At 59.1% G+C, this 19208-nt stretch carries 20 protein-coding genes; 13 read left to right on the forward strand and 7 right to left on the reverse strand.

Translation table 11 applies throughout. From position 1 onward, the window contains the following. Positions 1 to 69: 69 nt before the first annotated feature. Positions 70 to 309, reverse strand: coding sequence for a BON domain-containing protein (locus EC9_RS01950; RefSeq protein WP_145281940.1), 240 nt, complete (start codon positions 307 to 309; stop codon positions 70 to 72). 388 nt (positions 310 to 697) lie between these two features. On the opposite strand from EC9_RS01950, the gene EC9_RS01955 reads away from it, so the two are divergent. From EC9_RS01955 to EC9_RS01965, 3 genes are all read left to right on the forward strand, one after another. Further along, the gene (locus EC9_RS01955) at positions 698 to 2005 is read left to right on the forward strand and encodes a M48 family metalloprotease (protein ID WP_145341910.1); all 1308 of its coding nucleotides are present in this window, start codon (positions 698 to 700) and stop codon (positions 2003 to 2005) included. Positions 2006 to 2441: 436 nt separating this feature from the next. Next, positions 2442 to 2744, forward strand: a complete 303-nt coding sequence (locus tag EC9_RS01960) for a hypothetical protein (protein ID WP_145341912.1) — start codon at positions 2442 to 2444, stop codon at positions 2742 to 2744. 333 nt (positions 2745 to 3077) lie between these two features. Next, on the forward strand, positions 3078 to 3653 hold the full coding sequence (locus tag EC9_RS01965) for an RNA polymerase sigma factor (RefSeq protein WP_145089419.1): 576 nt from the start codon (positions 3078 to 3080) through the stop codon (positions 3651 to 3653). A 77-nt stretch (positions 3654 to 3730) separates the two neighbouring features. Here the strand turns inward: EC9_RS01965 and EC9_RS01970 are convergent, their stop codons facing one another. Together EC9_RS01970 and EC9_RS01975 are read right to left on the reverse strand one after the other, a co-directional pair. Beyond that, positions 3731 to 4153 carry a DUF423 domain-containing protein gene (locus EC9_RS01970; protein WP_145341914.1) on the reverse strand — a complete coding sequence of 141 codons (423 nt, stop codon included), beginning with the start codon at positions 4151 to 4153 and terminating at the stop codon, positions 3731 to 3733. Positions 4154 to 4164: 11 nt separating this feature from the next. Then, complete coding sequence (locus EC9_RS01975) at positions 4165 to 4569, reverse strand: response regulator transcription factor (RefSeq protein WP_145341916.1); 405 nt, start codon at positions 4567 to 4569, stop codon at positions 4165 to 4167. A 286-nt stretch (positions 4570 to 4855) separates the two neighbouring features. On the opposite strand from EC9_RS01975, the gene EC9_RS01980 reads away from it, so the two are divergent. The 7 genes from EC9_RS01980 (at position 4856) to EC9_RS02010 (ending at position 10743) form a co-directional block, all read left to right on the forward strand. Continuing rightward, positions 4856 to 5257 (forward strand): hypothetical protein, encoded by a 402-nt coding sequence (locus tag EC9_RS01980; protein WP_145117392.1) that lies wholly within the window; start codon positions 4856 to 4858, stop codon positions 5255 to 5257. Between the two features lie 142 nt (positions 5258 to 5399). Continuing rightward, on the forward strand, positions 5400 to 5819 hold the full coding sequence (locus EC9_RS01985; RefSeq protein ID WP_145117393.1) for a hypothetical protein: 420 nt from the start codon (positions 5400 to 5402) through the stop codon (positions 5817 to 5819). Positions 5820 to 6098: 279 nt separating this feature from the next. Continuing rightward, positions 6099 to 6371, forward strand: a complete 273-nt coding sequence (gene rpmB / locus EC9_RS01990; protein ID WP_145089443.1) for a 50S ribosomal protein L28 — start codon at positions 6099 to 6101, stop codon at positions 6369 to 6371. Positions 6372 to 6382: 11 nt separating this feature from the next. Further along, positions 6383 to 6670, forward strand: a complete 288-nt coding sequence (gene gatC, locus EC9_RS01995) for an Asp-tRNA(Asn)/Glu-tRNA(Gln) amidotransferase subunit GatC (RefSeq protein WP_145341918.1) — start codon at positions 6383 to 6385, stop codon at positions 6668 to 6670. 131 nt (positions 6671 to 6801) lie between these two features. Beyond that, the gene (gatA, locus tag EC9_RS02000) at positions 6802 to 8283 is read left to right on the forward strand and encodes an Asp-tRNA(Asn)/Glu-tRNA(Gln) amidotransferase subunit GatA (RefSeq protein WP_145341920.1); all 1482 of its coding nucleotides are present in this window, start codon (positions 6802 to 6804) and stop codon (positions 8281 to 8283) included. Between the two features lie 67 nt (positions 8284 to 8350). Further along, the gene (gene gatB, locus EC9_RS02005) at positions 8351 to 9832 is read left to right on the forward strand and encodes an Asp-tRNA(Asn)/Glu-tRNA(Gln) amidotransferase subunit GatB (protein ID WP_391556716.1); all 1482 of its coding nucleotides are present in this window, start codon (positions 8351 to 8353) and stop codon (positions 9830 to 9832) included. 110 nt (positions 9833 to 9942) lie between these two features. Further along, positions 9943 to 10743: an SAM hydrolase/SAM-dependent halogenase family protein gene (locus tag EC9_RS02010; protein WP_145341924.1), complete on the forward strand. Its 801-nt coding sequence runs from the start codon at positions 9943 to 9945 to the stop codon at positions 10741 to 10743. Positions 10744 to 10988: 245 nt separating this feature from the next. On the opposite strand, the gene EC9_RS02020 is transcribed toward EC9_RS02010, so the two are convergent. Continuing rightward, positions 10989 to 11447, reverse strand: a complete 459-nt coding sequence (locus tag EC9_RS02020) for a superoxide dismutase [Ni] (protein WP_145341927.1) — start codon at positions 11445 to 11447, stop codon at positions 10989 to 10991. Positions 11448 to 11702: 255 nt separating this feature from the next. On the opposite strand from EC9_RS02020, the gene EC9_RS02025 reads away from it, so the two are divergent. The 3 genes from EC9_RS02025 (at position 11703) to EC9_RS02035 (ending at position 15613) form a co-directional block, all read left to right on the forward strand. Further along, complete coding sequence (locus EC9_RS02025; protein ID WP_145341929.1) at positions 11703 to 12752, forward strand: threonine aldolase family protein; 1050 nt, start codon at positions 11703 to 11705, stop codon at positions 12750 to 12752. Between the two features lie 29 nt (positions 12753 to 12781). Further along, entirely contained in the window at positions 12782 to 14428 is a 1647-nt protein-coding gene (locus EC9_RS02030; protein WP_218934521.1) for a glycosyltransferase family 39 protein, read from the forward strand. 201 nt (positions 14429 to 14629) lie between these two features. Beyond that, a complete protein-coding gene (locus EC9_RS02035; RefSeq protein ID WP_145341932.1) occupies positions 14630 to 15613 on the forward strand; it encodes an Rpn family recombination-promoting nuclease/putative transposase in 984 nt (327 codons plus the stop codon). A gap of 46 nt (positions 15614 to 15659) precedes the next feature. Here EC9_RS02035 and EC9_RS02040 read toward each other — a convergent pair whose 3' ends face one another. The 3 genes from EC9_RS02040 to EC9_RS02050 form a co-directional block, all read right to left on the reverse strand. Beyond that, positions 15660 to 16715 (reverse strand): lipid-binding SYLF domain-containing protein, encoded by a 1056-nt coding sequence (locus EC9_RS02040; RefSeq protein ID WP_145281966.1) that lies wholly within the window; start codon positions 16713 to 16715, stop codon positions 15660 to 15662. A gap of 130 nt (positions 16716 to 16845) precedes the next feature. Further along, positions 16846 to 18138: a dihydroorotase gene (locus EC9_RS02045; protein WP_145341934.1), complete on the reverse strand. Its 1293-nt coding sequence runs from the start codon at positions 18136 to 18138 to the stop codon at positions 16846 to 16848. 2 nt (positions 18139 to 18140) lie between these two features. Further along, positions 18141 to 19121 (reverse strand): aspartate carbamoyltransferase catalytic subunit, encoded by a 981-nt coding sequence (locus EC9_RS02050; protein WP_145117408.1) that lies wholly within the window; start codon positions 19119 to 19121, stop codon positions 18141 to 18143. Between the last annotated feature and the right edge of the window lie 87 nt (positions 19122 to 19208).

The raw sequence follows: 19208 nt of genomic DNA on the forward strand, positions 1-19208 counted from the left end.
GATGCTGTTGTGGATCGCTGGATTATGACCAGGCGATCCCGCGGTAGATCCGGTGGCGATCAGCCTCGATTACCAGTGGACTTCGATCTGGTTGTCGACTTGGTCGGCGCCGGGGACGCTGCGGACAGCTTCCTGGGCCATCTGTTTGATAAAATAACTGCGGACGGTGCCGCTGAGGACGACGTTTTGGCCGTCGGCATGCGGTCGGATGCCCATGCCACGCAGGTGCGGATGTTGGCGGATGACGCTGTCGACGCGGATTTGCAACGGTTCGATGTCGTGTTGGGCCGGAAGGGTTTGTGTGGTCATTTGATCTGCCATAGGGTTTGTGGGGAGGATTGGCTTTCGCCATAAAAAGGATTCGGCAGTCAAATGCTTGCACCCTTAGGATAATTTGGTGTTCGTGCTTAGAAAATGTATCGGCAGCGGTGTCGGTGACGGTTGTGCCGGATCTAACGCTGGTCGGCTGGCAAAATGGTCGCACGAGGTGCTTTGTGGTCATTTCGTAGTGGAAGTGGCTGGCGTTGGGGTGGGGCGTTATAACCGAAACACCCGCTCTGAAACGGGACGTTTGCAGAGGAAATGTTGTGCGGGCGATTGCTGTCGGGCGGTCGAGCCGGTTGGGGGTGATTACCGTGGAGGGATCTGCTGGTAGAAGTTTTGCAGTGATTCTCGAGTTCTTTAATCGAGCTGATTTATGCCCGTGTATTGGTTTGCCCTACTGATTTCCGTTCTGTTGTCGGCCTCTTCGACCGACATGCTGACGCTGCCGAGCCCGTTTGTGACGGCGTTTGGGATGGTGATGTTGTGGGGTGTCATCGCCAAAGGGTTTGCGATCCTGAATGCTCAGCAGGTGCTGCGGCAGCAGGCGAGCTTTGATCAGGCGGCTCGTAAGCTCTCGCGTCAGTTGAATTGCTTGCGTTGGTTGTGGCTGCCGCTGGGAGCCGTTGGGCTGACGGCCTGCGGTTTTTCGCAAGCTGTCGAGGATTCGCCGATCGGTGCATCGATGGTGTTGGGGGCGATGGGGATGTTGATTCCTAGCCTGGCTGCCGTGTCATCGACTTGGCTGGCCGAGCGACAGTTTTCCGATTGGGTCGGCGAAGCGGAGCCGGTTCAGAACGAGAGCGATTCGCCGTCGCGGTTCCCGACGCTACATGCGGTTGTGGAATCGCTGCGGTTGCAAGCGGCGTGGATCTTGTTGCCGGTCTTGTTTGTGTTTGCTGTGATCGATGTGGTGAATTTCGGGTTTGTCGGCGCCGATTCGCAGCATCGTTGGGTCGGCGGCGCGGCCGGTTTACTCTGCTTGCCCTTCTTTTTGCCGATGCTGATCCGTTTCATTTGGAGCACGCGGCGGTGCGAACACGATCCGCAATCGGCTTGGTTAGTCGATGTCGTTCGCGCGTCGGGCTTGCGGCATTTTCGAATCCGCCGGTGGGAAACCGAAGGGCGGATCTGCAGCGCTTTAGTCGCCGGATTCATTCCCGGTTTCCGGATGTTGTTGCTCAGCGACGCCCTCTTGGACCGACTGGATCGCAAATCGACGACGATGGTGGTGCTGCACGAATTGGCACATGTCCGCCGCTGGCACATCGCGCTGCGGATGTTGACGCTGGTTCCAACCTGGGGGATCGTCGGTTTCATCGGTTCTCATTTTGCAGGGGCTCCGCTGCAGCAGGGGGCTGTCGTCGCGGCGGGCTTGCTGCTGACGCTGTTAGCGCTGCGTTGGGTTTCTCACGCGACCGAACTGGATGCCGATCGCTACGCCTGCTCGCTGGCTGCTCAGATCGCGGCGGCGGATTCGGGGAATCGCATGCAGGGGGCGGTTCCGGCGTCGGAGGTCGATGCAGCCTATGTGCTCGCATCGGCGTTGGTCGATGTCTGCAGCGACAATCCCAAAGCTTGCCGGGCCAGTTGGATGCACCCGAGTCTGGCGACTCGCGTCGATCGACTGCATCGGGTCGCCAATCCCGCTGTCTCGCAGCAATCATCGCTTCAGCAGGTCTGACATTAGACGGCGAGACTGGACGTTGGAGTGGAGCCTTCAGGCGATTTCAGCTAGCCGGATTCAGCGAGTCAAATTCAGTGCCGCGTGAGTCGGCTGAAGCCACGACTCCTGCGTTTGTGACGTTTGCCTGCGGGTTTCCCATTGGAATCGTATTTTCTGGAAATCTCAGAAAAACGCGAACCCGTTCGGATCGCAGGCGTCTAAGTGGGCGAAGCAGGTCGTATTTATTGGCGGCTGAGTCGGAAACTGTTACCGATTTGGGCCGATAAATGATTGACAAGAGTCCGTCGCATTGGCGATGATCTTGTTAGGGACCGTTGCCCGGTGCGGTGAAGGTCCTGGTTTCAATGTTTGTTTTCCGGAGCTGGTTGTTGTTAACCAGCCCTACATTTTCTGAACTTCTCTATTCGCGTTGCTATCGCGAAGGAGGCCTCAAGTGCGTAACGAAATTATTACCAATGCTGTTGTTAACGTCGTCGATCGTGAAGATCGCGTGGTCGTTATTGGCTGCTTGGTCGTAGTGCGCCGCCTCCATCTGCGCCTAAAACAGCAGCTTCTAAGTTACGCGAAAGCCTTTGCCAGTTGCGGCATGCCTACGGGCATGCCGTATCCGATGACCCGCTGTTGGCGGGTCTGTACGGAGACGACGTCAGCGATGCTGATGTCCGGTGGCACGCAAGGGCTGTCATCGAGCGGGCTGGTATTGATGCCAGCAATGGCCGGATCGCGAAACGCCTGAACTTCAGGCCGCTCGTACAAATCTGGTGATTACTAGGGCTTTCGGCTGTGAAAGTTCGCTCGTGCACGATCCCTGCGGGATGATCGCGTTCGATCGGCGTATCCACTGATTGCCCAAGAATCGGGGTTCTTTGATCTGTGTTGTCGTACCTACAGAGGACGGCGATGCGTTGATTGGGAACCACCGCGGAACTTCGCTCGCACCTTCGGTTGATGTGTGCAGCGTGTTCTTGAGACGGAATTGTTTCAATCGATTTCCATTCAACGCCGGGTGTGGCTAGGCCCCCAGAGCGCTGCGTGGAGCAAGACGCTTCGGGAAAAGGAAAACATTAGTATGTCTACGGCATTTCTTTCGGATCTGCGAAATCAGACCGTTGCCGAATTGGTAACCGCCGCTCAAGCAGGCGACCGGCTCGCATTTGGTGAATTGTTCGACCGCTACCGGCCTCAGGTCATCGGGTTGGCGATTCGTCGCTTGGGTAGCGTCGACGAGGCTGAAGAGTTGGCACAGGACGTGTTTGTGCAAGCGATGCAAAAGATCGATCAGTTGCGAGTGCCAGAAGCCTTCGGCGGCTGGGTTCGTCAGATCGTGCATCGGATGGCGATCAACCGGTTCACTCGGCGGCCTCGCGCCGTCGCGTGCGACCCGGTGACGCTCGACGCAACTTGCTTTGATTCGGGAACTCCCGAGGATGTGGCGATCGATCGCGAGAACGCCGCCTACATCCACGAGGGCCTGGGCCGACTTGGCGATATGGATCGGCAGACGTTGGAAGCGTTTTATCTCGACGGGCAGAGCTTGATCGAGATGAGCGACGCTTTCGACGCGCCGGTCGGTACGATCAAGCGGCGTCTGCACGTCGCTCGCAAGCGACTGGCCAAGGAGCTGGATGTTTTGCAGGCGGTTTGATCGGGCAGCTGGAAACGGCTTGCCGATTGCGAGAGTTCTTCTCGAGCGGTCGGTGAGCTGCGTTGTTGTGCCTTCGCTCAGTCGTTTGACTTGCGTGGCAGAGCGACCATGATCCAGGCGGCGATCCAGGCGAGTCCGCCCAGCGGCGTGATCGCTCCCATCACGGGAAGGTTGAGTGCGACCAGAAGGTACAGGCTGCCGCTGAAGAGCAGGGTGCCGAGAGTCATCAGCGTGATGATCGTCAGATATTTACCGCGGTTGTAGTGTCCAGCGACCGCTGCCATGGCGACCAACGCGACCGCGTGCAGCAGATGGTATCGCACGCCCACGTCGGCTTGTCCGACTCGCTTGGCGGCGACTTCTTCATACCCCTGATCGATCAACCAGGTCTCCAGCCCATGAGCGGTGAAAGCGCCGGCCATGATTCCGCTGGCTCCTAGAAGACCGGCGATCATCAGAACGCGGCGGACCGCGATTCCAGAGGCTTGGTTTGCGTTCATCTTGTTCGCCGTTAGGTTTGGGCCAGTAGGTTCGCGACGCTGGCGATCAATTTGTCCATCGCAAACGGCTTGCGAATGTAATCGCTGACGCCCAACAGTTCGGCGTACGCCTTGTGTCGGCTTCCCTCGTTGCCGGTGATCATGACGACTGGCAGCGGTTCTTCGCGGACGCGGCGAAGCTTTTCCAGAACCAGGAATCCGCTGCGCTTGGGCATCATCATGTCCAGGATCATCAGTTGCGGATTCTCTCGCTCGGCCAACGCGAGTCCCTGGTTGCCGTCTCGCGCCACTACCACCTGGTACCCGTTGGCTTCGAGAGCGTAGCGGATCGAATCGACGATCTCGTTGTCGTCGTCGACGATCAGGATCTTTGGAGCATCGGCTTTCGACTGAGTTTCGGCAGCAGGATCAGTCATACGTGGGAATCCAGATTCAAGGGGAGGGCGGGGTGGACGGTCTGTCATCTTAAAGGACGCTAAACGTTGGCGACAGACCGCAGCGAAGGTTGGCGAAATGATTCCGCCAATCGTTTTATCTTACTTCGATGGCCGTGCAATCGGAACGATCCGAACAAAGCGTTATTTTGCCTAGTCGTTAACTTTTTCTAGCCTTCCCTGACGATCAATCTCTTCGTACTCGTCACAGTTTGCGTGGTACGTTTTCTTGTTCCGATTCAGCACCGCCACATTGGGGAAGTCTAGAGTGACCAATTCATCTGCAACCGTTGAAAGCCAAGTAACAACTATCGATCGTCGTCGTGATGACCGTCGCACGGATGCAGACCAAGTGGTGGCCGAGGCAGCAGCAAAGCCAACTCAACGCAAGAAGCAACGTCGCCGCCAGATCGACCCCACCACCTGCGAGCGGGACTACAGCGACAAAGAGATCGAATTCATGCACGCTTTGGACGAATACAAGCGAAACGCCGGTCGCATGTTCCCAACCTGCAGCGAAGTTCTGGAAGTGATCCGCGGTCTCGGTTACGTCCAGCTGACCGACGAACAGGCTGCGATGTTGCAGACCGATGAATTCGATTGCGAAGAAGATTCGTACGGCCAAGATAGCGACGACGATGAGTTCGCGGATCTCGGCGACGAAGCCTAAGCCAAAATCCGACGGGTGGTTTCTGCCCGTCACCCTGTGGCCGGGCGAATTGCTCGGCCTCTCAAAAACAAAACCTGCCCTGGAGATTCGTTCTTCTGGCAGGTTTTGTCGTTGAAGGGGGAATCTCGCTAAGATGGAATCGATGCGAACTCTGGCAAGCGTTTCGATTGGCACTCTCGTTCGGCTGTGGGCTTTCCCCTACACGCTGCTCGGGGTGGTTGTTGGTTTGGTCCTGCTGGGCCGGCCGAAATTAGTCGATGGCGTGATCGAAATCTATGGTCCGGGCGTCGCTTGGGTTTTGCAGCGGTTGCCGGTCTCGGCGCTTGCTATCACCTTGGGGCATTCGGTTTTAGGGCAGACGCAAGCCGCTTTGGATCTGACGCGGCGGCACGAACGGGTTCACGTCCGCCAATTCGAACGCTGGGGATTTTTGATGGGGCTCGCCTATTTGGGGGCTTCGGGCTGGCTCTGGTGGCGAGGGAAAGACGCTTATCGCGACAATCCGTTTGAAATAGAAGCGTACGCGGTCGATGATTGCCGAAGAAATCCAGGTCGCGACTGATGTTGTCTGCGCCCGCGAAGGGCAGGGCGGCGCTTAAGTCGTTTGGTTTCAACGCGTTGCGCTGCGTTTTGCAGCTGTTGCAGGCGTTGGATCTCCGATCGCCGAACGTTTGCTAGTTCGATAACCCGTCTGGCACGAAAATCGGTTCTGCCCAGCGCCGGCTACTTTTTGGCGTTGATGCTGTCGATAACTCCGCTATACTGCTGGACTTCGATCGATCGGATTCAGGCGTTTGGCCTGTCAATATATTGGATATTTAGAACAAAAGAGCGTAGATCAATGGCACGCCAGTGTGAAGTTTGTGGCAAGCGGGTCCAAATGGGCAACCGCATTGAAACCCGCGGTAAGGCAAAGTATTTGGGAGGCGTTGGTACCAAGATCACTGGTATCTCGCGTCGCAAATTTGTTCCCAACCTGCAACGCGTCAAAGTTTCGTTGACGACCGGCGAAAACAAGTCGATCCGCTGCTGCACCCAGTGCATCCGCAGCGGCTCGATCCGCAAGGTTGTCAAAGTGAAGCCGTTTGAGCTTGAGAGCAAGACCAAGAAATAGGAATCGCACGATTGGCTATTTCACTCGATCAGGTCCGCAAACTCGCGCTGATGGCTCGTCTAGAGCTGTCCGATGACGAGCTGGGTACGATCACGCCCCAGTTGGAAGATATCGTCGCGTTTGTGGACAAGCTGATGGAGCTCGATACCGATGGGATCGAGCCGATGGTGCATGCTGTCGAAACCGTCAACCGCTGGGTACCGGACCAGTTGGGCGATAGTCTGTCGCGCGAGCAGGCCTTGGCTAATGCTCCGAATCACGACGAGGAATGTTTTCTTGTGCCGCCGGTCATGGGTTAAACGCTCCCGCTCTCCAAGCAAGAATCGCTTCCTCGACCCCGCTGCACGGACACGCTGAGTCAATATTTTGTTTCGGCGAGGCGTCAGTCTTCGTGGGGTGTCAGTTCCCTCTCGCGAAAAGTCCGAAGACAATGACTATCCCGCTCGATTCTGCCGCCAAGCTGTTGGGGCTGTTGGCATCTGGTGAGCTCACCGCGCGTCAGGCGACTCAGGCGTCGTTGGATCGGATCGCAGCGACCGATCCCGAAGTCGGCGCCTTCACGTTCGTCAACACCGAAGCGGCGTTGGCTGCTGCCGATTCCATCGATCAGCGACGACGCGACGGCCAGCCTTTGGGGGCTCTCGCCGGTGTTCCGATCGCCGTCAAGGATGTGTTGTGTACAACCGACATGCCGACGACCTGTTCGTCGCGAATGTTGGAAAAACACATGTCGCCTTACGACGCAACGGTTGTCGCCCGATTGCGTGCTGCCGATGCTGTGATCGTCGGCAAGACGAACATGGACGAATTTGCGATGGGAGCCAGCACCGAAACGAGTGCGTTTGGCAAAACCACCAACCCCTGGAACCCAAGCCTCACGCCCGGCGGCAGCAGCGGCGGCGCGGCGGCTTGTGTCGCCGCGGGCGATGTCCCGCTCTCTCTTGGCAGCGACACCGGCGGTTCGATCCGCCAGCCCGCTGCGTTTTGTGGCATCACGGGGCTGAAGCCGACCTACGGGCGTGTCAGTCGTTACGGCTTGATCGCTTTTGCCAGCAGTCTCGATCAGGTCGGGCCGATGGCGTTTGATGCCGTCGATTGTGCGACGCTGCTGAATGCGATTGCCGGTGTCGACGCCAGCGACAGCACTTCGCTGCCTGTCGAAACGCCCGACTTCACCGCGGGGTTGGATCGCATCGAGGGTGAGTTGCGGATCGGTATCGTCAAGCATCACTTGGAGGCTGAGGGGCTCGATCCAGAGGTCCGCCAGGCCGTCGACGATGCGATCGAGGTCTTTCGCGATGCGGGAGCGAAGATCGTCGAAGTGGAGTTGCCGCATTCGGACTACTGGGTGCCGACCTATTACGTGATCGCCCCGAGTGAAGCGAGCAGCAATCTTTCCCGCTATGACGGCGCCCACTACGGACACCGCAGTCCGGTCGCAGCGAGCGAAGCGGGAGATCGTGGTCCGTTGGTCGCCACTTATTGCCGCAGCCGCGGCGAAGCGTTTGGCGCAGAGGTCAAGCGGCGGATCATGATCGGGATGTATGCTTTGAGCGCCGGTTACGGCGACAAGTATTATGTGAAAGCGTTGCAGGTCCGCCGACTGATCCGCCAGGACTTCGATTCGGCTTTCCAAAACGTCGACCTGTTGTTGGGCCCGGTGACTCCCACACCGCCATTTGCGATGGGAGAGAAGATCGACGATCCGTTGCAGATGTATTTGTGCGACCTTTTCACTGTCGGCGCGAACTTGGCCGGCATCCCCGCCCTTTCAATGCCCGGCGGGCTGACTAGCAACAACCTGCCGATCGGGATCCAGTTGCAGGCCCCGCCGCTGCAAGAGGCCAAGCTGCTGCAAGCTGCCGCCGCATTCCAACGCGCTACCGATTGGCATACTAAGCGTCCTTTGTAACCGACGCAGGTCGTTGGACCTGTGATCGGTCTGGACCCATCGTCCGACTGCCGCAACCTTTCTGGAGATTCTTTCCGTGGACCAGCCTTACGAAATCGTGATCGGTTTGGAGGTGCATGTTCAGCTGAGGACAACGACCAAGTTGTTCTGCCGCTGTGCGACTCAGTTCGGTGCGCCGCCGAACACGAACGTCTGCCCGGTCTGCTTGGGGATGCCTGGTGCATTGCCGGTGATTAACGAACATGCGGTTCAGTTGGCGCTGCAGACCGGTCTGGCTCTTGGCAGCACGATCCCGCCGATGACCAAGTGGGACCGCAAGCAGTACTTTTATCCCGATCTACCCAAGGGCTATCAGATCAGCCAATTCGATCTGCCGATCTGCGATGGTGGTCACTTGACGATCGCCGATCCCGCCGATGAATCGCAAACTCGCACGATTCGGTTGATCCGCGCCCACTTGGAAGAGGATGCTGGCAAGAGCATGCACGACGAGGCCAACGGGCGGGCTGACAGTCGGATCGATCTGAACCGCTGTGGCACTCCGTTGTTGGAAATTGTTAGCCAGCCCGACATGCGCAGCGCGGCCGAGGCCAAAGCGTTTCTGACCGAACTGAAGCTGTTGCTGACCTACTTGGATGTCTCTGATTGCGAGATGCAGGAGGGAAGTCTGCGGGTCGATGCGAACGTGAATCTGAAGATCGAGAAAGCTGGCGATACGATCGCCACGCCGATCGTCGAGATCAAGAACATGAACAGCTTTCGCGCCGTCGAACGCGCGATCGCTCACGAGGCGCAGCGTCAGTACCACGAATGGGAAGAGACGGGGCTGACGATCAAGGATCGCACCAAGCGGACCTTCGGTTGGGACGATGCTGCGGAACGCACGGTCCCGCAGCGCGAGAAGGAGGAGGCGGCTGATTATCGCTATCTGCCCGACCCCGATCTGCTGCCGATCTGTTTGTCGGTGGAGACCGTTGAAGCGACGCGAGTCGCGTTGGCAGAATTTCCAGCGGTCGCTCGCCAGCGTTTGCAATCCGATTACGAGATCAAAGCCTACGATGCCGACGTGATCGTCAATCAGGGCCGCGGTGTGGTGGAGTATTTCGAAGCGGTTGCCAAGGGGAGCGGCGACGCGCGGCGTGCCAGTTCGTGGATCCAGCAGGATGTGCTGCGAACGATGAAGGAGCAGGGGAAGGGGATCGCCGATTTTGCAGTCTCTGCCGACACGCTAGCGGAACTACTTGGCCAGGTTTCCGCTGGAAAACTGGATAACGCGCGAGCCCGCGACGTTTTTCAGCATCTATTAGAGAAGAGAGGAAGCGTTGCCGAAGCGATCAAGGCGTTGGGGATCGAATCGGTCGACGCGGGCGAAATCGAATCGCTTTGCCAGGAATTGCTCGACGCCAATCCGCAAGTCGTGGAGGATGTGCGAGGCGGGAAGATGCAAGCGATTGGTTCGCTGATCGGTCAAGCTAAAAAGAAGAATCCCAACGTAAACCCGAAGCAGTTTCGCGAGATCTGTTTGCAGCTGATTCAATCGGCCGGGTAAGTCGTCCAGTTTTGTTGTCGCCCGGCGGCGGGAATTCGCCGTGGGTTGTTCTCTGCGATGCGGCGCCTCGGAAGTGGCGGCGCGGTCGCGTCGAAGCGAGGGCGTTTGGTATGTCGATCATCACTCTTCTAACCGACTTTGGTGTCTCGAGTCCCTACGTGGCTCAGATCAAAGGCGTTTTGGCGACTCGCCGGCCCGAGTCGCACGTGATTGATCTAACGCATTCGGTCCCGCCGCAGAATATTCAAGCCGCTGCGATCACGCTGGGTGATCTCGCTCCCTGGTTTCCGGCCGGAGCGGTTCATGTCGCGGTCGTCGACCCCGGCGTCGGCAGCGACCGCCGGATCTTGGCCGCCCATGTTGGTGACTGGTATTTTGTCTTGCCCGACAACGGGCTGATCTCACCGTTGGCCGACCGCTTCGCAGTCAAAAGCGTGGTCGCGTTGGATCGCCGTGAATTTTGGCTCTCTCCGGTTAGCAATACGTTCCATGGACGCGACGTGATGGCGCCGGTCGCTGCCGCAATCGCCAGCGGGATTCCGTTGGAGGAGCTCGGGGAATCGGTCGACGATTGGCATCGGGTTCACATCCCGCGGCCGCGCGTGATGTCGAAGTCGATTCAGGGCGAGGTGATCTGTGTCGATTCGTTTGGCAATCTGATCACCAACATCTCCGCCGACGATGTGCATGGCGACGATGTGTTCCGGGTCGGCGATCGCGTTGTCAACGGCTTGGTCCGCAGCTATTCCGATCGCACCGCGGGTCAGATGGTGGCGCTGATCGGATCGTCGGGGCGGCTGGAGTTTGCTGTCGTCGATGGCAACGCTGCGGTGCAGCTTGGGGCAGGGCAGGGGACTGCGGTAGAGGTCGACTTGGTGGGCGAGACGCAGCAGGTCGGGGACTTGCAGTGAACGTCGACAGTTTGTGCGAGCGATGTGCTCATGTCCGTGAGATTGTTTCGGGCAAAGGCTCGCGGTTTTTGATGTGTCGACGCGGTTTGGCGAGCGATCAATTTGCGAAGTATCCGCCGCAGCCGACGCTTGTCTGCGTGGGGTTTGAACCTCGAGGTGATGGCAAAGGAAAAGGCGAACACGATTCTTGATCGCGTTCGCCTTGTTGCGTTTGCATTTACTAAGTCGGCCCGACGTGCGGCGGCTTAGGGGTGCAGGTGAGGTTCTTTGCCTTCGTAGGCGCGGTAGAAGTCGTGGATCGCTTTCTTGAGTGCCACGGCGGATTCGGGGGCAGCTGTTTGCTTGCACTTCATCGCGGCAACCATCACAGCGTGTGCGGTGGTCAGCTTCTTGGTGTAGTTTTCGCCGTCGGCTTTCAGGCGTTGTGTCATGAAGTATTGAGCGATCGTTTGTTGGATTCGCGTCGCGTGATCTTCTTTCGTCGTGACCCAACGAACCAATTGGTTCAGGTCTTGAGCGTCGTGCTTGCCGGCGAGTTCGTCGATCTGAGCGATCGCCTTTTCGATGGTCGAATGGTCTTCGATCATCGAAACGAAACGTCGTTCGTCGTCGTAGATACCGCAGGGAACTTCGCAGTGAGCGCTGCCCGATTTCGCGGTGAACGCCAGCAACATTGCCATCGCGAAATAGATTGTGTTACGCATCAAATGGTCTCTCTTTCCTTGGTGACTCATAGTGTGCTTGGCATCGGGGGGATGCCCGGATTGTTGGATCTGGCGAGTGCCCGATGGGCGACCCGCGACACAGCAGTCTACGCTATGTAAACCATTTTTGCGAACAATGGCGGCAATTCGGTTCGGCGGCTCACCCCGGTGCTCTGATATCGCATTTGGCGTAAAATGGATTCCCGCGAGCTTCACGCGTTTCCGGCCTTTCTTCCCAGCAAAAACAGTCCTTTTATGATCGATTTGCGAAGTGATACCGTGACTCGGCCAACCGCTGCAATGCGGCAGGCAATGGCGGACGCCGAGGTTGGCGACGACGTGATCGATATCGATCCCACGGTTCAGCGATTGGAGCAGCGGACGGCGGAACTGCTTGGCAAAGAAGCGGCGATCTATATGCCCAGCGGTTCGATGACCAATCAGATCGCGATTCGCGTTCATTGCGGCCGTGGGGAGGAGTTTCTTTGCGAAGCCGATTGCCACGTCTACAACTATGAGCAGGGAGCGTTTGCGTCGCTCAGCGGTTTGGTCGCGCGAACGATTCAGGGCGACTCGGGCGTGTTGCGTCCGGATCAGGTTCGCGGCATGGTCCGCCCAGAAAATGACCATTCGGTGCGGACCCGAATGATCACGCTGGAGAACACTCACAATCGCGGCGGCGGTCGCGTGCAGCCGTTTGAAAACGTGAAGGCGATCTGCGATTGGGCCCAGCAGCAAGGTTTGACGCGGCATCTCGACGGCGCGCGATTGTGGAATGCCGTCGCCGCGACGGGGATCGATGAAGCGACCTGGGCGGCTGAGTTTGATTCGGTCAGCGTCTGCTTCAGTAAAGGCTTGGGGGCTCCCGTCGGATCGGCGTTGGTCGGCAGTCGCGAATTTATTCAGGAGGCGCGGCGGACTCGGAAGCTGTTCGGCGGCGGGATGCGACAGGCTGGCATCATTGCCGCCGGTGCGCTGTATGCGATCGAGCATCACCGCGGTTGTTTGGTGGACGACCACGCGCATGCTCAATTGTTAGCCGAGGCGGTTCGCGATTCGCCCGGCATGGATTTGCCGACGCCCACGGTCGACACAAACATCGTGATCGCATCGGTCGATCCCGCTTGGGGAACGGCGGCCGAATTTCGGGATCAGTTGGCGGCGGCGGACGTATCGGTGATGGCCTTCGGTCCGCAAGCTGTCCGGTTCGTAACGCATCGGGATGTCGATCGGGCGCAGATCGATCGGGCTTGCCAAGCGATTCGCACAGTCGCTCAGAAAAACCGCACGAGCGTGGCCACTTGATCGGAACGGCAGGCTCGGAATCGCAGGCGTTGCGCACAGGTCGGGTTGCTACGTGGCAGCTTGTGCTGGCGGCGAGTGTTGTCTTTTTGGTCGCTTTGGTTCTAAGGCTTCCTTCCTGCTTCGATAGCTTGTGGGTCGACGAACTGCACACGGCGTGGACGATCTGGGGCGACTTCAGCGATGTTCCGTCGCGAGCTCGGCTGGGGAATCAGTCTCCCGTCTACTTCGCGGTGTTGTGGTTGTGGCACCAGGTGTTCGGCGATGCCGAGGTCGTCTTGCGTCTTAGTTCGGTCTTGTTGGTTGCGTGCAGTTGTGCGCTATTGGTCGTTGGCGTCTATCGGCTGCATCGCGATCTGTTGCTTGGGCTGTTGGCTGGCGGGCTGTTGGCAGTCGATCGGAACAGCATCTTTTTTGGCACCGAACTGCGTCCCTATGCTGCGGTAATTCTGTTGTCGACGCTGCTGGTGTTGGTCTGCGCTGGTGCTCTCGATCGTCGCAGGTTTTGGCGAGCGATCGCATTGGTTGTTACCGTCGCCGCTTTGTTCTGGACGCACTACACAGCGCTGTTGGTGGCTGCGGGAGTCTTGGTTGCGTTTGCGGTGAAGCAAATCGTCCGGCAGCGTTGGAGCGGTGCTTCGGTAGCGAGTGTTGCTGTCGACGCGTTGCTGGTCTGGAGTGCTGTCGGCATTGCGGCGGCTGTGGAGTACCGCGCGATCGTTCAGTTGTGGGGCAGGCGAGGGGAGTGGGAAGCGTTTGCCGTTCCGCGGCCGTTGAACGGGGCGAATTCGCTGAGCGAGAATCTGTCGGTCGGCTTTGGCGACATCGGCGCGATGTGGCCTTGGGGGCCAGCGTTCTTGATTCCGTTGGCCTTGCTGGTGCTTGCCCGTTTGGCAGGGGCTCGGTTTCGAATGCGGCGGTGGCTTCCGTTTGTCGCAGCGGTTGTGTTGGTCACCTTGGTTGCGTACGGATTGGCGACGATGAAGGTCTCCGCCGTTTGGCATCGTCGCTACATCGTCGGCTTGTTGCCGGTCTTGGCTTGGGGATCAGCAGCGCTCTGGCTCACCGCGATCCGAGGGATTTTTGTGTCGCTGCGGCGGACTCGATTTTCTGGTCGGTATCTGTCTTCGACCGCAGTCACGCTATCCGCTGTTTTGGTTCCCATCGTCGTGTTGCTCTTCTGGCAGGGAACGTTGGAAAACCTGCTGCGTCGCGATCTGCACTTGGTGCATCGACGCGAGGACTGGCGGTCTGCGGTTGCTGCGATCGATGAGTTGCGAGTTGTGGGCCAACCGGTCGCCGTCGATGCGGGCTTGATCGAAGCGAAACGCTGGGAACGGGACCGAGGCGAGGGACGCGGCGCCGAATCGCCGATGTTCCTTCGGTATCTTTGTTGTCCCGTCAACAATATCTATCCACTGCGCGAAGTCGTTCCGTTGGCTGGCGTCAGTGAAGGGGAACTGCTTCGCTTTCGTCAGCAATCGGCCGATCGGAGTTCCTCCGATCGCGAGATGCTATGGATCATCGCTCGCGTTCCGCAGCGGCGTCACGAAGCGGTCGCTGAACTGTTGCAGTCGTTTGCCTCGCGTCAATCAGACCGCGCCGCCGGCGGCAAGCGCTTCGAGTACACCACGCGCAGCTTCGGCGGCGTGCTCGTGATCCAATGGCGAGTCGAGTGACACGTCGAACGTTCATCTCCAGTGAGTAGTCGCTCCGTCGGCGAGGCATCAGGTCGATCGCTGTCGTTACAAATTCCAGGGGGCGCCTGTGGGGGGGGCTGCGTGCTGGCTCCTGCTAGCGGGGCGTTAGTGTCGACGCCCGGCTTGTCGAGGTGTTAGGATGTCGAGTGTCGCAGGTGGTTCCCGCGGAGGCGTTTGTCGATGGATGAGGATCCGGAGGAGAGTGACGATCGGCTGAAGAACCCGCACGATCGGTTTGTGCGGCGGTTGTTGGGCGACACCGATCATGTCCGCGAGTTGGTGCGGTGGCAGTTGCCGGCGGAGGTGGTTGCAGAGTTGGATCTTGAGACGCTTGTGCCGGCTAAGGAGACGTTTGTCGATAAAACGTTACGGGGTGGGCTCTCGGATTTGGTTTTCCAGGTGGAGTTGGCAGGCGGTGGGGATGCGTTTGTGATGCTGTTGTTCGAGCACAAATCGGTTGTCGACGAGCAGGCGGTGTTTCAAGTGCTCCGTTATATGGTCGCGATCAACGAGCAGCGTCAACGCAACGGTCAGCCGCTTTGTTGTGTGATTCCCTTGATTTTGTATCACGGTGTGCGGTCGTGGAATGCTCCGCGGCGGTTGCCTGAACTGATTCATGCACCCGCGGCTTTTCGCGGTTATATTCCCGACTTCGACATGCCGCTGCTCGATTTGAGCGGCTGCAGCGACGCGGAGTTGCGGCGAGAATCGGTCTTCCTCGCCTACATGACGCTGCTAAAATATATACGGCGGGATGAGTTGCCGGAGCGTTTGCCCGAGATCCTGTCGCTATTTCACCGCTTGCTGCCGCCAGCGACGGCGATTGAGAGTATCGAGACAGTTCTTCGCTATCTCGTGGTCGGCACCGACCGCGTCTCGCGGCAAGAATTGGTGACTGTGTTTACTCGCGTGATGCAATCCGAAGGAGCATCGGCTATGCCAACAATCGCAGAAGAATGGAAAGAAGAAGGTCGCCAGGAAGGACGTCAAGAGGGACGTCAAGAGGGACGTCAGGAAGGAGCAATGATTGGTCAGGTCTTAGCCTATCAGCAATTTCTTGGTCGGCCGACTTCCGGTGAAGAGGCGTTGCTGGCGATGGAGGCAGGCGATTTGCGTGCGCTGTTTGAACAGTTGGACGCGGAGTTTCGCAAGCTGCGTCGTTAAAGCAGCTCTTCAAAAGAGCGTCGTCATTTGCGGGCGACGTCGCTAACTATCGCGCCGGGACTGCCGGGGGCGGAGTCGCTGTGGGGGGCGGAGGCAGTTGCAAGGTTTGGGTGTTTGGCGTGAGCGATTGCTGGTAGTGTTGCAACAGTCCGTAGACCGACTGGAATTCGGGACGCGCGGCCAGTTGTTGGAACTGCGGATTGGTCGCCACCGATTGGAAGTGGGCGAGAGTTTGTTGGACTTGTTGCGGTGTGGGGTGCGCACCATCTGCTGTCGCCGAGAAGGGGAGAGCGAGGTAGGTCTTCCATTGTTCGTCGAGCAAGGCGAACAGTTTGGGAGCGATCTGCAGAAGCTGGCCGCGGAGCACGTCCGATTCTTGTGCCGTGTAGCGTTGGGCCAACGGTGGCATCTGGCTTGTCGAGGTCCCTTCGGTGGGAGCGACTCCGGCGGCGTAGTTGGCGATCCGCTGCGTCAGCTCTTGTGCCGCTGGCGGGATCACAACAGGTTGTCCCGGCGCTGGACTGCGGTAGTAGGTTCCGGTGGATAGTTGGTCGATTTGCAAGACCGAGCCGTCGATCGCTACGCCCGCGAACAGGCCGCGGCTGCGCGAGTAGGAGTAAATCTCTGCCTGAAGTCGTCCGTCGGTCGCGACGGCGCCTTGGAGTCCGACGGGGCCGGCCGCTGCGGCTGCATCGGCACCGATCGTCAGCGTGCCCGACAGGATGCCTTCAACGCTTTTGGCGGTCTTGAATACCAATACGATGTCCGACGATTGGAGGCCCGCTTGCCAGCCGATGTTGCCACCGGTCAAGGTGATGAAAACCGGAGCGTGCCAGATTCCGTTAGGGTCGCGAACGAACAGCAGTCCGCGGCCGTGGCGGGCGCCGATAATGAAGCCCCCTTTGATCACATTGGGGATGATCGCCACGCCATGCGCGTCGGTCAGCATCGATCGCGGGATCTGGTTTAGCGACGTCGACATCGCTTGGCTGAGCACCGCCGAGGCAGCGAGTACAATGCCCTCTTCAGCACTTTGGGCGGACGCCGGTTGCGGTGGAGTGGCCAATGCCAGCAGCAAAAAGCAGGTAATGTAGCGAGCCATCCGTGCGTACCTCGAAGAGATTGTTCAATGGGAGTCGATTGTGGTTGAAGCGGTTGCTCAACGCGATCCTCCGATTGTAGTAGATTCCTCGTGGTGGCAGAACAGCGAATTTAGGCCGTTTGTGCAGGGCCTACGCGTGGCGTTCGAAGCGAACTTCGCCGCCGACGATCGCATGAGTCGCTTGCCCGAACAGCTCCTTTCCTTCCCAGGGCGTGCTGTTGCTGCGGGATTGAAATTCATCGCCGCGAACGGTCCAGGCGACGTCGGGATCGATGATCACGATGTCCGCTGGCGAGCCAGGTTTTAAGCTGCCGCCGGGAACGCCTGCGATCTCGGCGGGGCGAGTCGATAGCCGAGTGATCGCGTCGGGCCAGGAGAGCAGGCCGGAGCGGATCATGTCGGTGTTGATCGAAGCGAGCGTCGTCTCCAGGCTGACCATGCCAAACGGCGCGAGGTCGAGGTCGTTGACTTTCTTTTCCCGAGCCCGCGGTGTGTGCCCGGTGGAGATGCAGTCGATCGTGCCGTCGATCAACGCTTCGCGGCAGACTTCGATATGTCGCTCGTTCCGCAGCGGCGGGCGGACCTTAAATCGCGCGTCGAACGATTCGAGTTCTTTGTCGGTCATCGACGAAAGAGTTTGCGGCCAGACGCTGGCGGAGATGCTGATCCCTCGCTGCTTGGCTCGCTTGATCAGCTCCACGCCTTGCAGAGTGCTGATTGGGCCGATGTGCAGTCGTCCGCCGGTCGCTTCGGCTAGTCGCAGATCGCGGGTCACGGCGAGGTCTTCGGCTTCGGTCGGCAGTCCCTGTAATCCAAGGATCGTCGAGACGCGGCCTTCGTGCATCACGCCGCTGCCGGTCAGTTCGGGGACCAGCGGCAGGTCGTAGATCGGCAGGTCCAGCATGTGGCAATATTCAAGCGCTTTCTTTAGCAGAGCGCTGTTGGACGTCGGCCGCGGTGCGTCGCTGAAACCGACCGCGCCAGCTTCGGCCAGCAGTCCCAATTCCGCCATGTCGACTCCCTCGCGACCGCGGCTCAGGCAAGCGATCACGTGGATTCGGCAGGTGCGAGCTCGCTGCGCCTTTTGGCGAACAAACTCGACAGCGCCGGGAGAATCGATCGGCGGGTAGGTGTTCGCGGCGCAAAGGATCGTCGTGAACCCGCCGGCAAGCGCTGCGTTGCCGCCGGTTTCGATCGTCTCATCCTCTTCGCGACCCGGTTCACGAAGTTCGGTTCCCAGATCGATCAGGCCTGGGGCGACGATTCGACCGCGGGCATCGATGCGGCGGACGTTTGGCGGCAGGTCGCCATCGTCGGGATTGATCGCCGCGATCAGCCCGCCGGTGACAAGCACGCGGGCCACGCGATCGATCGATTGCGAGGGGTCGACGAGGCGGCCGTTTTCGATCAGCAGTGGTGTCATGGTCAGTGGACGATCGGTTCGCTGGAGGAGGAGTTATGGGGGGCGTTTGCCAGCAGCCAAAGGGCCGCCATCCGGACCGCGATCCCGTTGGTGACTTGTTCCAAAATCACCGAGTGCGGACCGTCGGCAACTTCGGGCGTGATCTCGACACCGCGATTGATCGGGCCGGGCGCCATGATCAGGATGTCCGATTTGCTGCGACGCATCCGGTCGGCGTTCATCGCGTACAGGTTGGCGTATTCGTGAACCGATGGGAAAGGGCGTGTCGTCTGCCGTTCAAACTGAATTCGCAGCAGGTTCAGGACGTCGCACCGCGGCAGGATTTCGTCGAGGCTGTAAGCGACTTCGACATCCAGTTCGCGCCAGCGATGGGAGACGAGAGTCGACGGGCCGCACAGGATCACGTGCGCGCCGAGCTTCTTCAGTCCCCAGATGTTCGATCGAGCGGTTCGGCTGTGCGCGATGTCGCCGACCAGTGCGACGGTCAGGCCATCGATGTTCCCGCGATGTTGGCGGATCGTCAGGATGTCCAGCAGGCCTTGAGTTGGGTGTTCGTGAGGGCCGTCGCCAGCGTTGAGGACCGAGCAGGAGAGTTCGCGAGCGAGCAGATGGGGCGTGCCGGGAGTTTGGTGCCGCGTCACGACCCAATCGACTCCCATCGCTTCGATCGTCTTGGCGGTGTCGATGAACGTTTCCCCTTTGGCGACGCTGCTGCCGGAGGAGGAGAATTCGACGGTGTCGGCCCCCAGGCGTTTGGCGGCCAAAGAGAAGCTGTTTCGCGTGCGGGTGCTGTTCTCGAAGAACAGGTTGGCGCAGGTCTTGCCTGCTAGCAGCGACAGTTTTTCGCGACAGTTGTTGGTCGCTTCCTTCAATTGTTGAGCGGTGTCTAGAAGTGTCCGCAGCTCATCGACTGAGAGATCTTGCAATCCGAGCAAGTGGCGGCGGTTCCAGCCCGATGGTGGTTCCAGCAAGGTTTTGGACATGGGGCTCAGCTGTCGTGAGGTGGCGGAGTGGCTGTCTGTCGCATCCAATCAAATTGGCGGAGATTCTACCGAAATCTCGGCGAAAGT

Source organism: Rosistilla ulvae, from assembly GCF_007741475.1.
Lineage (GTDB): Bacteria > Planctomycetota > Planctomycetia > Pirellulales > Pirellulaceae > Rosistilla > Rosistilla ulvae.

Bases quoted from the DNA above. Each gene is read 5' to 3' on its own strand.
- EC9_RS01950 (WP_145281940.1), bottom strand. From the start codon at position 309: ATGACCACACAAACCCTTCCGGCCCAACACGACATCGAACCGTTGCAA.
- EC9_RS01955 (WP_145341910.1), top strand. From the start codon at position 698: ATGCCCGTGTATTGGTTTGCCCTACTGATTTCCGTTCTGTTGTCGGCC.
- EC9_RS01965 (WP_145089419.1), top strand. From the start codon at position 3,078: ATGTCTACGGCATTTCTTTCGGATCTGCGAAATCAGACCGTTGCCGAA.
- EC9_RS01970 (WP_145341914.1), bottom strand. From the start codon at position 4,153: ATGAACGCAAACCAAGCCTCTGGAATCGCGGTCCGCCGCGTTCTGATG.
- EC9_RS01975 (WP_145341916.1), bottom strand. From the start codon at position 4,569: ATGACTGATCCTGCTGCCGAAACTCAGTCGAAAGCCGATGCTCCAAAG.
- EC9_RS01985 (WP_145117393.1), top strand. From the start codon at position 5,400: ATGCGAACTCTGGCAAGCGTTTCGATTGGCACTCTCGTTCGGCTGTGG.
- rpmB (WP_145089443.1), top strand. From the start codon at position 6,099: ATGGCACGCCAGTGTGAAGTTTGTGGCAAGCGGGTCCAAATGGGCAAC.
- gatA (WP_145341920.1), top strand. From the start codon at position 6,802: ATGACTATCCCGCTCGATTCTGCCGCCAAGCTGTTGGGGCTGTTGGCA.
- EC9_RS02010 (WP_145341924.1), top strand. From the start codon at position 9,943: ATGTCGATCATCACTCTTCTAACCGACTTTGGTGTCTCGAGTCCCTAC.
- EC9_RS02020 (WP_145341927.1), bottom strand. From the start codon at position 11,447: ATGCGTAACACAATCTATTTCGCGATGGCAATGTTGCTGGCGTTCACC.
- EC9_RS02025 (WP_145341929.1), top strand. From the start codon at position 11,703: ATGATCGATTTGCGAAGTGATACCGTGACTCGGCCAACCGCTGCAATG.
- EC9_RS02035 (WP_145341932.1), top strand. From the start codon at position 14,630: ATGGATGAGGATCCGGAGGAGAGTGACGATCGGCTGAAGAACCCGCAC.
- EC9_RS02040 (WP_145281966.1), bottom strand. From the start codon at position 16,715: ATGGCTCGCTACATTACCTGCTTTTTGCTGCTGGCATTGGCCACTCCA.
- EC9_RS02045 (WP_145341934.1), bottom strand. From the start codon at position 18,138: ATGACACCACTGCTGATCGAAAACGGCCGCCTCGTCGACCCCTCGCAA.
- EC9_RS02050 (WP_145117408.1), bottom strand. From the start codon at position 19,121: ATGTCCAAAACCTTGCTGGAACCACCATCGGGCTGGAACCGCCGCCAC.